12 protein-coding genes are annotated in these 14,387 nt (G+C 34.0%); 2 read left to right on the plus strand and 10 right to left on the minus strand.

Annotated elements, in window-relative coordinates; genetic code table 11:
* Positions 1 to 77: 77 nt before the first annotated feature.
* From CF599_RS02625 to CF599_RS02655, 6 genes are all read right to left on the minus strand, one after another.
* The gene (locus CF599_RS02625; protein WP_121964489.1) at positions 78 to 737 is read right to left on the minus strand and encodes a response regulator; all 660 of its coding nucleotides are present in this window, start codon (positions 735 to 737) and stop codon (positions 78 to 80) included.
* A 230-nt stretch (positions 738 to 967) separates the two neighbouring features.
* Positions 968 to 1,957: an aspartate-semialdehyde dehydrogenase gene (locus tag CF599_RS02630; protein WP_121964490.1), complete on the minus strand. Its 990-nt coding sequence runs from the start codon at positions 1,955 to 1,957 to the stop codon at positions 968 to 970.
* Between the two features lie 61 nt (positions 1,958 to 2,018).
* A complete protein-coding gene (gene recJ, locus CF599_RS02635) occupies positions 2,019 to 3,722 on the minus strand; it encodes a single-stranded-DNA-specific exonuclease RecJ (protein ID WP_121964491.1) in 1,704 nt (567 codons plus the stop codon).
* Between the two features lie 3 nt (positions 3,723 to 3,725).
* Positions 3,726 to 4,148 (minus strand): OsmC family protein, encoded by a 423-nt coding sequence (locus tag CF599_RS02640; protein WP_121964492.1) that lies wholly within the window; start codon positions 4,146 to 4,148, stop codon positions 3,726 to 3,728.
* A gap of 752 nt (positions 4,149 to 4,900) precedes the next feature.
* Positions 4,901 to 5,575, minus strand: coding sequence for a 16S rRNA (cytidine(1402)-2'-O)-methyltransferase (gene rsmI / locus CF599_RS02650; RefSeq protein WP_121964493.1), 675 nt, complete (start codon positions 5,573 to 5,575; stop codon positions 4,901 to 4,903).
* A 2-nt stretch (positions 5,576 to 5,577) separates the two neighbouring features.
* A complete protein-coding gene (locus CF599_RS02655; protein ID WP_121964494.1) occupies positions 5,578 to 7,053 on the minus strand; it encodes a hypothetical protein in 1,476 nt (491 codons plus the stop codon).
* A 102-nt stretch (positions 7,054 to 7,155) separates the two neighbouring features.
* Here CF599_RS02655 and CF599_RS02660 point away from each other — a divergent pair, with 102 nt between their 5' ends.
* On the plus strand, positions 7,156 to 7,788 hold the full coding sequence (locus CF599_RS02660) for a thymidine kinase (RefSeq protein ID WP_121964495.1): 633 nt from the start codon (positions 7,156 to 7,158) through the stop codon (positions 7,786 to 7,788).
* A 20-nt stretch (positions 7,789 to 7,808) separates the two neighbouring features.
* On the plus strand, positions 7,809 to 9,032 hold the full coding sequence (locus CF599_RS02665) for an MFS transporter (RefSeq protein ID WP_121964496.1): 1,224 nt from the start codon (positions 7,809 to 7,811) through the stop codon (positions 9,030 to 9,032).
* Here CF599_RS02665 and CF599_RS02670 read toward each other — a convergent pair.
* From CF599_RS02670 to CF599_RS02690, 4 genes are all read right to left on the minus strand, one after another.
* On the minus strand, positions 9,013 to 9,516 hold the full coding sequence (locus CF599_RS02670) for a GNAT family N-acetyltransferase (RefSeq protein ID WP_121964497.1): 504 nt from the start codon (positions 9,514 to 9,516) through the stop codon (positions 9,013 to 9,015). The two genes, CF599_RS02665 and CF599_RS02670, sit on opposite strands and share 20 nt — an antisense overlap.
* Positions 9,517 to 10,687: 1,171 nt before the next feature.
* On the minus strand, positions 10,688 to 11,935 hold the full coding sequence (locus CF599_RS02680; RefSeq protein WP_121964623.1) for a gliding motility-associated C-terminal domain-containing protein: 1,248 nt from the start codon (positions 11,933 to 11,935) through the stop codon (positions 10,688 to 10,690).
* Between the two features lie 18 nt (positions 11,936 to 11,953).
* A complete protein-coding gene (locus CF599_RS02685) occupies positions 11,954 to 12,571 on the minus strand; it encodes a hypothetical protein (protein ID WP_121964499.1) in 618 nt (205 codons plus the stop codon).
* 102 nt (positions 12,572 to 12,673) lie between these two features.
* A complete protein-coding gene (locus CF599_RS02690; RefSeq protein WP_121964500.1) occupies positions 12,674 to 14,371 on the minus strand; it encodes a hypothetical protein in 1,698 nt (565 codons plus the stop codon).
* Positions 14,372 to 14,387 lie beyond the last annotated feature (16 nt).

Here is a 14,387-nt window from a genome sequence, read left to right on the forward strand (position 1 = left end):
AATTACTCTAATATTCTAGATGACTATAGATTTTAATGCAAAAAAAAAGCACTGTTTTAGTAACAGTGCTTTTTATATTAAACAAATCCTTCTTTTAATACAAGTTGAATTAGATTAGCAGTATCTGAAACCTCAAATACATGCTTCATCTTCGCTAATCTTTTCTTTATGGCAGGATTAGATAAAGGAATGTGATTTTCTAGTTCCTGTAGTTTATAACCTTTAGACAGAAGTACTAAAATCTCTCTATTATAATCATCATACATAACCTCTTTCCTAACAATCTCACTTAAACAGTGCTTTACTATATCACTTTGATAACGCGCACCATTAAAAACACTCTTCACTATCTCCACTAAATTATCAGGTGTAATCTCATGCTTACTTACTAAACCATCAGGTCGAATGTTCTTCACGATATTATAGATAGTAATAACTTCTGTGTGGCCAGTTAATATAATAGTCCGACATTCAGGCATCGCTTTCTGTATATAGGCAACAATATCTCCACCATCATTAAGTGGTGAGTTATCCTTATTCGGCAATGAAAAATCAACAATAGCTAATTCATATGGTTCATTCTTAGATACTGCATCATCTATAATAACCTTGGCACTAGAACAGTCAAATGATTTATCAAATTCAACATTTCCCAATCCCAGTTTTTCTTTTGAAAGCGCTAATACATATCCCTCTACGATAAGAGGGTGGTCATCCACTAGTAGTATTTTACTCATAAAATCGTGTTTTGAGAATTACACATCAAATTTAAACAATATGTTGTAAATAAAAGTTTTTATTATAATCAAGAGGCATCCACTTATACACATATTGTCAACAACTATGTTAAAAACACCTATACAACTAATATAAAAGTACAATATTTTAAAATAGCATTAGTAAAAAATATAAAAAAAAGCATTAGACATATGCCTAATGCTTCTATTATATACTTTGATTAGTACTATTACACTAATTTATTTGCTATTAAATACTCCGCAATTTGTACTGTATTTGTTGCAGCTCCTTTGCGTAAGTTATCTGCTACGATCCACATATTAAGTGTATTCTTTTGACTTTCATCTCTTCTAATACGTCCAACGAACACATCATCTTTACCTTGTGCATATAATGGCATAGGGTAAGTATTCGTATCATTATTGTCTTGTACTACTACTCCAGGAGTATCATGTAGTATACGACGTACCTCAGCTAGATCAAAATCGTTAGCAAATTCGATATTCACAGCCTCACTATGTCCACCCACTACAGGTATTCTTACAGCTGTTGCTGTTACTAATACAGTGTCATCTCTAAGAATCTTCTTCGTCTCCTTAACTAACTTCATCTCCTCTTTAGTATATCCGTTATCCTCGAATACATCACAGTGAGGAATAGCGTTACGATGAATAGGATAATTATATGCCATATCCCCTTTCACCTCTTTATACTCATTTTCTAACTGTTGTACAGCTTTTACACCTGTACCTGTGATAGACTGATAAGTAGAAACTACTACTCTCTTAATACCATATTTTTTATGCAAAGGAGAAAGAGCCATTACCAACTGTATAGTAGAGCAGTTAGGATTAGCTATAATCTTATCTTCTTTAGTTAAAGAGTCTGCATTAATCTCAGGGACAATCAACTTCTTCGTAGCGTCCATTCTCCATGCAGATGAATTGTCAATCACTGTTGTTCCTACTGCCGCAAACTTTGGTGCACATTCTAAGGAAATACTCCCTCCTGCTGAAAACAAAGCAATATCCGGCTTCATCATAACAGCTTCTTCCATAGACTTTATCGTGTACTTCTTACCCTTAAAATCTACTTCCTTACCTACAGACTTCTCAGAAGCCACAGGGATTAATTCTGTTACAGGAAAATTTCTTTCCGCTAATACTTTTAGCATGATTTCTCCTACCATTCCGGTAGCGCCTACTACTGCGATTTTCATAATGTTATTATTTGGATTGATAAATAGTTTTTATACTTGATAAAAATAACACTTTATTCAATTATTTAGACATTTGCATGTCTTTTATTTGCAATTGAATAGTAGTTTTATTCCTCCAGTTGTTTTCTTCTATAGCATAGATGATATCAAATAACTCTTTCTCTTTCACATTATCATAATGTGATCCTAGGTTAAATGCTATTGCACTAAACTTAAATCCAAGCGCTCCTCTCTGTTTAAAACTCATCTTTAGATGCTCTCCTTTTGCACCAGCTAATTTAGCATACCCAGTATCAAAAACCTTAGAGGTTAAAAAACTTGGATTAGGATTACCTGCTCCGAAAGGTTCAAATTGTTTTAGTATACGAAGAAACTGATCCGTAATATCTGTAAAATTCAGCTTACTATCTATCTCTATCTCAGGGATCAAATCTGACTCCCTAATAGTATTAGAGACTACTTCTTCAAACTTTTGTCTAAATGCTTCTAAGTTCTCTTTCTTTATGGTAAGCCCAGCTGCATACATATGTCCTCCGAACTGTATAAGGTGCTCTGAACATGCTTCTAGCGCTTGATATATATCGAAGTTTTTAACCGATCGCGCAGATGCAGCAAGATATTCTCCACTATCTGTAAAAACAATAGTGGGTCTATAATATGTATCTATAAGACGGGATGCCACTATGCCTATTACTCCTTTATGCCAAGAAGAGCTATAAACTACCGTACTCTTAGCATTTATTAATTTATTATCTACTATTTGTTTTAATGCTGCCTCAGTAATTCCTTGATCTAAAGACTTGCGTTCCTCATTTATACTAATGATTTTTTGTACAGCTATATCGCCCTCTTCATCCGTTTTCACAGTGAGTAATTCTACTGTAAAATTACCGTGTTCGAGGCGTCCAGCAGCATTAATCTTTGGTGCAAGTTTAAAGACGATGTCATTCATCGTATAAGTAGCTAAGTCATATAATTTCATTAGTGCCTTTAAACCAGGTCTAGGACTGCTATTAATCACTTGTAATCCATAGTGTGCTAATATCCTATTCTCTCCTGTAATAGGAACCACATCTGCGGCAATAGCTGCAGCTACAAGATCTAGATAGGGTTGTATAGTTTCAAATGGTTGTCCATAAGAAATACTCAATGCTTGGATTAATTTAAAACCAACACCACAACCACATAATTCTTTATATGGATATAAACAGTCAAGTCGCTTAGGATCTAATACAGCTATCGCATCAGGTATAACATCTCCAGGTAAATGATGGTCACAGATAATAAAATCTACGCCATGGCGCTTAGCATACTCAACATGTTCTATAGACTTAATGCCACAATCTAGTGCGACAATAAGGGTAATATCATTCTTTATAGCATAGTCTATTCCTTGAAATGAAATGCCATAACCCTCGTTATAACGATCAGGGATATAAGAATGTGCATGAATACCAAGTTCATGTAAATAAGAAGACATCAATGCTACTGAAGTAGTACCGTCGACATCATAATCACCAAAAACTAATACCGACTCGCGATTATCTTTAGCTATCGTGATACGGTGAACAGCCTTAGCCATATCTGCCATCAGAAAGGGATCGTGCAAATCTGAAAGAGAGGGTCTAAAAAACTTCTTAGCATCCTCATAGTTAGTAATACCTCTCTGTGCCAATAACCTAGCAATAATGGCATTAACACCTAAAACTTCTTGTAAATGAGCAACTATATTTTCATCTGGATCTTGTTTTAAATACCAGCGCATTAATTACTCTTTATGATAATAAATATTAGTTTTTACTTCTGCAAACTCTCTAAACATATCCATTACTCCACAATACTTCTCGATAGATAAATCAACTGCTCTCTTTAGCTTCTCTTCTTCTAAATTAGGTCCTGTAAAATGATAATCCACAATAACAGTATGATAAGTAGCTGGATCTGTCTCTGTAAGTAATCCTTCCGTTTCCATTTTAAAATCAGAAACTTCTAATCTCATCTTCTTTATTAAATGTGCAATATCTAATCCAGAACATCCTGCAAGTGCTGACAACATAAGTGCCTTAGGTCTAAGCCCCATATTATCTCCTCCATTCTCAGGTCCTGCATCTATTCTAATCGTTCCTCCACTTGGATTAGTAGATTCGAACTGCATATTTTCTATCCAACTTGTAGTTACTTTATGTGACATAATGTTCTGTTTTTACCAAATGTATCAAAAAAAAATCAATGTTCACTTGTTATGGAAGCTGTAAAGACATCAATCTAACACTAATCTTAAATTACATTCCCTATCTTATATCTAGTAGCCTATAATTATTAAGCATTATTATCTAAGAACCTTAACTAGTCAACTCTACTAAACGGTCTCTTTACTAACCCAAAATAAGTGATACACATACAAAATATAAAAAGACCAGTAGCTAAGATTAAAGCCTACTATAGCATTATTGAAGAGTTATAAAATAGAATTATTTTGTAGCATTTGGCTAATGCTTATTCTGGGGTAAACCCAGAATAAGCGATAGACAGATAAACGAAAAGCAATTATACAAGATAGGTCTAAATTAGTGATTTCAGCATACTATAGTATGGTTATAGAGCTAATGAAAGAACTATAAAGTAGAATTACTTTGTAGTATTTGGCTAATGCTGATTCTGGGTTTATGCATCCTAATTTTTAGAATGATTGTATCAAAAAAAACTTCTTCAACACCTCCTCAACATTTACTCAACAGTACCCCACTTTAAGGTATCTTTTCTGAACAAATCCTAAAGTAATCTAGAGGTGGTGTTGAATAGCAATAATTCTTTAAGAGATTAAAACAATCTAACCAACTAATATTCAATAAAGTTTTTAGACAAAAAAAATACCCATAGCAGTATACTATGGGTATTTTTATATATTACAATAACCTGCTATATAAAACAGCAATCTATTATCTACTTACTTTTACCTGCTACGATAACAACTATCTCTCCCTTCGGTGGTTTAGCTTCGAAATGAGCATGTACTTCTGTAACTGTTCCTCTTACTGTTTCTTCATGTAGTTTAGACAATTCTCTTGAAACCGAAACCTGTCTATCTTCTCCGAAATATTCTTTAAACTCCACTAGAGTCTTCACTAACTTATGAGGAGAAACATATAGAATCATTGTTCTAGTCTCTTCTGCAAGTATTAAATATCTAGTCTGTTTTCCTTTTTTATCTGGTAAAAAACCCTCAAAAACGAACTTGTCATTAGGCAACCCACTATTTACTAATGCGGGTACGAATGCTGTTGCCCCTGGTAGACATTCCACATCTACTCCCTGCTCTACACATGCACGAGTCAATAAGAATCCTGGATCAGAGATAGCAGGAGTACCAGCATCAGAGATAAGCGCGAAAGTCTCTCCCGCTTGCATTCTCTTCACTAACCCCTCTACTGTCTTATGCTCATTGTGCATATGATGACTAAACATCGGAGTCATTATTTCGAAATGTTTTAATAGTTTCCCACTATTACGTGTATCTTCTGCTAAGATATAATCAACTTCCTGCAACACTTTAATTGCACGATACGTCATATCCTCTAAATTTCCAATTGGTGTAGGTACCAAATAAAGTTTCCCCATAATTATATAAAGCGTTTTTCTACTAACGCCATAAAACGTTCTGCATATTCATCTTTACCTTCCCAGTTATTATATTCTGGTTTGATTAAATGTTCTATCAAGCTATTTGCCTCATCAAATGAACTTACTGTATTTAATTGAGATAATACTCTATTAAAATCTTCTGCACTTCCATTAAACAAGTGTCTTTCAAAAGCAATACGATCATTCAGTCCAACTACAATCGTAGTATTATAAATATCGTTTATTGATTTGTTTTTATTAATCTGTGGTTCACGCACAGGTGTACTCTCCACATTAAATAATGTATTCTGCGTTTCTTCCACCTTAGGTGTCGGAATATATTCTGTCTGTGGTGTAGGCGTTACAACGGCAACTACAGGTTCAGTCTTAACCTCAGCCGTCGTAAATGTAGTCTCAAATTTGTCCACAACAGATCGATCTACATCCTCAACTCTAACAAACTCAACATCACTAAAGTCAAAACCAAAGAAAGGGTCATCAGAAGAAGTCTGATTACCATTAGCAGTAGTTCTTTCTTCTACTACTTTAGATACTTCCACTGGTGGAGTACTAAGCACAGGTTCATCGATTGTCGCTGTTGCAAATTGTTGATTTATATTTACTATTGTCTCTTCTATACTTTCTACTTTTTCTTCTTCTAACTTATGAACTATTGGAGCTGACCACACATCATCATGTGTAGCTACTAATGGTTCATTTATAGATACAGGAGATGGTACTTCTGTTCTTACTGGTAATTCTTCTTCTACCGCAATCACCATATGTTCTTCTACACCAGGAGTAACATCTACTAAAGGAGTCTCATAGTGTACTACTACTTCCTCTTTCTCTATTAATTCTTGTTCTTCTCCATAGAATGTATTTACTTCAACATCGTCCGAATCGTCCACTTGTTCTTCTTCTACTTGAGATACTGAAGCTAAAGCCTCTTCATTCTGCTTTAACATCGCTTCATGTTGATCTAAATACTGGTGTAACTGAGCATCATCTGCTTCATTATCACTCTCGTCAATATAAACATCTGTAATAAAAGGCTCATCATACATAACTTTATGTGCTATGACAGGAATTTCTTCTTTCATTTCAGGAGCAAGTTTAGTAACCTTCTCAGCTAATAAACTTTCGTCTATAGTACTAATAGCTTCTTTTTCACTATCAACAATTATAGGATAATCTTCTTCAATTAAATCAACAGGCATCTGATGACGAACATTCTCGTCAACAGAAGAAGTATTCAAATTATTAATTGTCAAAGCTTTCAGTGCATCATCTAATTTCTCAGGAGAGACATCTTTAATACGTCCTTCATCAAGGTGATCTTGATAAAACTTCAGTATTAATAGCTTCTCGTATAATTCCTTTGCTTCTTTAAAGAGACTATCTACCTCCCTGTCTTTCAATTGTAATACACGATGAGCTAGACTTAACAACTCTCCTTCTAAGACTTTCTTCATAACTTTTATTTTGCATTAGTAAATTGACGAGCTTTTTTTGATAAATTTGCTCTTTACAAAAATAACAGAAAAAACCGCTGGTTTCAGCTTGAAAATTACAAAATGTTTCTCGAAAATCCCGTTAATCACAAAGAACAATTTGGTTGGATCGAAGTTATATGCGGTTCTATGTTCTCTGGCAAGACTGAAGAACTAATTCGCAGACTAAAAAGAGCCAAATTTGCCAAACAAAAAGTCGAAATATTCAAACCTGCTATTGATACTAGATATCATGACGAGTTCGTAGTGTCACATGATTCTAACGAAATACGCTCTACTCCAGTTCCTTCTGCCGCACACATTAGACTATTAGCTGATGGATGTGATGTAGTAGGTATCGATGAAGCACAATTCTTCGATGATGAAATAGTCAGTGTATGTAATGACCTCGCGAATGCTGGAATACGCGTTATAGTCGCTGGATTAGACATGGACTTTAAAGGAAATCCCTTTGGACCTATGCCTTCCTTAATGGCTACTGCAGAGTATGTCACGAAAGTACATGCTATCTGTACTCGCACGGGGAACTTAGCCAACTATAGCTTCCGTAAGGCAGCTAGTGAAGATATCGTCATGCTAGGTGAAACCCAAGAATATGAACCTCTAAGTAGAGCAGCATACTATAATGCTGTAAGAGGAATAGATATTAAAAAATCAGAAGTAAAAAACACTATACCACCAGAACAAATAGAATAATACACTAAGCAATACCACTCATGAAGAAATTAGCCCAAATCTATATCGACTCTTACAAAGGTTTATCATCTGCATCATGGATGCTTGCAATTGTAATGTTAATTAATAGATCGGGGTCTATGGTATTGCCTTTCTTAGGAGTGTATATGACTAAAGAGCTTTACTTTAGTCAAGAAGAGACAGGTTATGTATTAGCCTGTTTTGGGGTTGGTTCTATTATCGGTACCACATTAGGAGGTTGGGTTACTGACCGTATCGGAAACTATAAAGTACAGTATTTAAGCTTATTAGGTAGTATCCCTGTATTCATTATGCTACCGCACTTTACATCAGTTATAAGTTTAGCCTTAATGATGTTATTACAAAGTGCAGTCAGTGAAATGTTTAGACCAGCCAACTCTGTAGCAATCACAATGTATGCTAAACCCGAGAATATCACTCGTGCTTTTTCTTTAAATAGAATGGCTGTAAACTTAGGTTTCTCTATTGGTCCTGCTATGGGAGGTATCTTAGCGGCAGTGTCTTATGCCTTACTATTCTATGTGAATGCTACCGCTGCTTTCTTAGCTGCAATAGTATTCATCTACTTTTTTAAAGGAAGAAAGACAAACAAAGAACTTCTATTAGAACAAGAGGGTATCTCTGAATTAAACGAAGTAAAAGACGTATCTAACAAATCACCTTATAAGGATAAAATGTTCTTAGTGTATAGTTTCTTCTGTACATTATACGCTATTGCTTTCTTACAATTATTAAGTACATTACCAATATTCTATGAGAAAGCTGTAGGATTAGACGAGATACAGATAGGTCTAATATTAGGATATAGCGGGCTGCTAATCTTCTTAACAGAAATGCTATTAGTCTATGTCGCTGAGAAATACTTCACTATCAGACAGACTATTGTCTATGGGGTTATGATTAGTGCTTTAGGGTATGGTATGTTAGCTTTTGACCACGGATATATAGCGATATATATTTCTATGACTATATTATGTGTGTCTGAAATGTTAGCAATGCCTTTCACTTCTACTGTGACAGCTATGCGTGCAGGTAGTAAAAACAAAGGAGCTTATATGGGAGTGAATGGTCTTACATTCGCTATCGGGTTTATTATCTCTCCGATATTAGGAACTAAAGTTGCTACATATCTAGGATACGATGTATTATGGTTAGGAACATCAGTATTAGTGATTATCGCTGCATTAGGTTTAAACTACTCTGTTAAGAGAATGATGAATTAACTGTAGCTAAGTTCTTCTCCATTTTTAAGAATGTAAATACTCCTCCATTCGTTTGGTTGTTGAATTCTCCTACTTTCTTAAAGCCTAAGCACTCGTAAAAATCCTTACACTTATTATTAAAAGCAGCAACGGCGACACTGATTTTCGCAACGCCTTTTCGTTCGCCAAGAGCTTCTTCAACATACAAAATGATCTCTCTACCATATCCCTTATTAAGATACAAGGGATTAATGGCTAGTACTATTTCTGCTGTGTTATTATCTACTAGATAATAATAAAAGTAAGCTATAATCTCCTTTTCACGTGATGTACGAACACTAAATGTATTCTGCCCACGAGCATTCTCATCTAAAAAATTATTTAGATCTTCTTCATCAGAAGTCATATTATAAAAGCTTAGCTCTCCTTCATACTTCCAATTGTAAGCTATGTCAAGAGCTTCATCTTGAGTCATAACTTCAAAAAACAACATTTTATCTTCCATAACTTTAAATGTTAAAAAACATATATCTTCACTAACTCCATCTGTTCATTAACTAGAAACAAATATATTTGTACTTAAATGAAACATTATATTAAACATATAGCTTGGTTGTTTATACTGATATTCACCATATTTGGCTTAGAGAAAACAAACTTCTCTAGTGAGCCTATATGCAGTAAAAACTTAAAGTTTTGCCCCATAGCGAATATGTATGTCATTAATGTTTTTAGCCTTTCAACGAATAACACATCAGAAAAAAGCTCTGATAAGGACACTTCAAAAGTAATAACTATCTCCTGTGAAACCTTTTTTATCAGTCAGAATGCGTTTAGTATAACTACTAAAACGGAGGTCTTTCACAACTTTAGTGATTTCTATTATAAACCTGTCATCCATTCAACACCATATATACCCTTAACAGATCCACCTCCTATAGTATAGTGTTCTTTATTCTTATAAATTCACTTTTCGGGTGATCTCTAAAGCTAAATTACCACACTTCAAATAGATAGAAAAGATACTTTTTCTTAATAACAAATGAAGTAATTCAAATACTTCTTGCTGACGATATTTTAGTATTAAAGCATACAATAAAGCATAAACAAAGAAAAACACTCATTTTGACACTAAAAGAATTCAAATATTTTTAGTTCACTAACAATTACTCAAATAGTGGATTTACCTAATTTCACACTACTTATTAACATTTGAGAAAAACCAACCCCAACACACTACTAATCAAGTCATTTAAAGTAACATTTCTTATCTAAATAAACTCTATAGGCACAAAGATTACTTATAGTGGATCTTACTATTTCCAATATTTCAGTTACAAATAGTTACCCTTCTTCTATCTAACACTTATTTTTTATTGGCACCTTCACTATTTAACCCAGAATCAATGTTAGCTAAATATCACTAGTACCTAAACTGAAGTAAAAAAAAGAGCCAAAGCAATTCTGCTCTAGCTCTTAACAAATACGGTAAGGTATATAGTTATAAAATAAGCGTCAAATCTGCTTATGTTTTCTTTACTAAACAATATGTGTTTAGCAATATTCTTAAATCTGTAACTACCATTTTCTAAGAATTAACTCTACTTTACATCGCTTCAATTAACTCTGTTTTGTACAATTCATTCTCATTTAAATGTTGTATCTAGATTAAAATATTAATTCGTTTCTAGATGTAAGTATCCCGATTTTTTGATATTACGAGACCCTGATTCATCTTTATATTCATAAGATAGTACGTAAAAATAAGTACCTGTTGGAAGTTGTTCATTCTTGTTGATCGTAAGTCGGCCTTCAGAATACCCTCTAAACGTATTACCACTACTATTATAATTAGTTGTTTCATACACTTTCACTCCCCATCGATTAAATATCTCTACCTTATTATTAGGAAAGCGTTCTATATTATCTATTCTAAAGAAATCATTCTGTCCATCACCATTTGCGCTGACTAGATTATAAATCACAACATCTCCTTTAAGCATCTTATCCTTCTTAACTGTTCCAAGCGTAAAGAATCCATAGCGATCTAATGATGCAGGAGTAGTAACTGTCTTATTCTCTACATCTACAATACCTCCTTCATCTACCCAAAGTTGTTCTTTAGCATCCCATCTTAAGATATGTAGATTCTCTTTTGCATTAGCATATATCTCCTTAGGTGTAGTACGTTCATCCCAACTCAATGTCAAAATAACGTTACTCGATGTTGATTTAGAGTGTTCGATTACCCAATACTCTTTAGTATTCACTTTATCCACTATACCAGCAGCATTCGGTCTAATCTTAAAGAATTTATGATCACCTAGACTATATCTTCCTACATATATATCCTTATTATGTTGTGGTGCGGATATAGTAGCCTGTCTATAATACCCCTTATCCCCCTTAGGATAAGTAAACTCCTCATTACCTTCTTTCTCTACTTCACCTTCAATATGACTGTGGTCTCCTACATTAACAACTTTAGCATGATTAAGAAATGTAAACGCTCCTTTGATAGAATCCACTTTAGCTATTCCCTCTAAAAACTCAACATTTCCAGCAATACTTAGAGGTGCTTTAATATCAAATGCCTTATACTTAGACGGATTATTTAAGATCAGAGAATTAAAGTTAGTTATAGTACCTCCTTCAATCAGTTGAAGTTTATTACCAACAAGATAAGTTTTGCCTTGAGGACTATTTCCTTTATAATCAAAGATCTTTCCGTTATTAGTAAGATTGTCATGAAGATAAAGTTCTCCATTGTTCTCAAATACTCCTTCTCCTTTATTCTCTAACGGATAATACACTGAGACTACAGAACCTGGTTTGATATAAAACATACCTTTATTAACCGCCTGACCATAAAATATAGTGGGTAGTAATCCGATAAGTATTAGTAATCTAGTATATATATTCATCTTCATTAATAGCTATTGTTAGTCTTTTACTACGAATACGATATTCATAATCGTACAGTCTGTGGCTGCCGCTTTCACATCATAAGTCATTACTCCTTCTTTAGTAATAGACTTGATGGTAAAAACATCCTTGTCATAACTGGTTACATAGTAATATAAATCAGTTGGTTTCTCAAAGTAAGGAATCCCTGATTCAGGTGCTCCTTCACTAATAAAGTGACTTTTATTCTCTAAAGCGAATTGCTTTTTATACTCTTCGAATAAGTTAATCTTTACTCCTGTACGATCTTCTGAGGTATCAAACAATATCGATGGCATATAAAAAAACTTTACAGCTTTATAATCCTTCGTTACCATCTGCTGCCACTTATTTCCATCGTTGTAATAAAACCCTACAACAACATCGTTCTGTGCCTTCATATTATAAACTGTCATACCTGCGACGTGCGTACTTAGTGGAGCAGATAATTTAGTAGATGTTAGTTCTACTCGAGGTAATAATAATCCTTTATTAGAAGACTCTACCTCAAACATTGCATCCGCATTTATCTCAGGTGATGTACCAATTTTAGTTTGTGCAAAACTTAAGGCGCTAAAAAGCACAGCAAGCATTGCGAAATATAATTGCTTCATCATTTATCTTTAAATTCATTGAAAAAAAGTGCGAGTCTTTATTCAAGACAAGACTCGCACGGTGTGAGTTGATTGAATTCTTGTTGTTTACTTTTATATCTCTGATTATTCCGTGAATTCAACGATAACGTTGTAATCCCCAGAGCCTATCATATAGTATTGATTACCTGAACCAATATTAAACTCTAACTTATTATCTACTACTTTAATATCTGTCGTAGAAGTCGTCTTAAGCATCTCTCCTTTTAATACTTGGATACTTACTACAGAACCAACTTTAGCACCATCAGGAATAGTTACTCCAGATGTCTTAGCTGAATTAGCCTTTCCGATATTAGTAGTTCCCATAAACTTGTATACTTTGTGTCCGTTTATTGTATTACCAGTATTGATTATCTTTTTATTTTCACTTGAGATATGATCTCCTAAGATATTCTTAATCTTCTCTACATTATTAGTAATATAGTTAGAGATAAAGTCAAAGTTGATTTCTTTCTTCGCACCACTCTCATCGATTTGGTAGAATACGTCTCCTTTACCTTCAGCTATAGCACCATAGTACACATTACCGCCTTTGTTGATATACTTAGAGATTAGGTCTCCTACTTTATACGTTTTATCTCCTTCTTTTACTTCTTGGTTTAAGATGTCATTGAAGTTATTCACGATATTACCAACTACATCTACTAGTATACCACCTTCTGTATCAGCTTTAATATCAGCTGCAGTTTTACCACTATTAGCTGCTAGGAATGCTTTTACAGCTACCTCATTAAAGTATTTATACCCTACCGTCTTACCGTTCTTTTCAACAGGAACTACTACAGTAGTAGTCTCTGTACTTGAGATTAAATCTTTAAGATTAATAGATTCATACTTTCCATCTTTAAAGAACTTAAACTCCCAGTTCGCTTTACCTTCAGCACCCGTGTTTTGGTAGATTACGTTACCCTCAACCTTCGTAGACATATTTTTAATCAACTCTTCTACTGTATAGTATTCAGTTGTACTACCGTCTTTTAGAACAGTTGTCTTACTCGTAAAGAATTGATTGATATTTCCTGTGATATCACCTATTACATCTATTGACACTACTCCAGTTGCATCATTAGGCACATCATCTTCTTTTTTCCCTTCATTTCCTTTTAGAGCTAACCAATTTTGAATAGTCGTTTCTGAGAAGAATAAATATTTCTTTGTTTTGTTATCACCAGAAGCTTCTAGTATGCGGAAGAATGTTTTAGTCTCTTCTTTAATAACCATATCTTCCATATCCACATCTTTCGTCTCGTATTTATTCTCAGTTGAATTATACGTTACATACTTGAATTCATTTTTCACAGGATCAAAAACAATAGTTGTATGACCTTGTTTAACTCCGTCTTTATTATCTGGATTAGATGGCACGATATAGTTAATCACATCTTGAATGTTCTTCACATCCCCTTCTAACTTAGTAACATTTCCTCCCAAACCTTCTATAACAGTGTTTAGCTCTGTTTTACTAACTATTCTATTCCACTGTCCACCTTTCTCAGTTGTCCAGTAATAGAATCCTTTTAGGATATCTTTATCTTTTACTTCATTCGTATTGTAAATCAATAGACTCTCTACTTTCTCACCGTCAATAGGAGCAAATACAGTTAAATCCGTTAAACCAATACGCGGAATAAGTACCCCTCTGTTTGTTGAAAGAATTTCAAGTTCTGCAGAAGTAGCAGGGTCTGGTGTTCCGATACCTACCTGAGCAGAAGCTGTGTACATTGATCCTAATAAAGCGGCTAAAATTGTAATCTTTTTCATCTGTTGTAATTTCTAT

The sequence above is a fragment of the Myroides sp. N17-2 genome, from assembly GCF_002286775.1.
Classification (GTDB): Bacteria; Bacteroidota; Bacteroidia; order Flavobacteriales; family Flavobacteriaceae; genus Flavobacterium.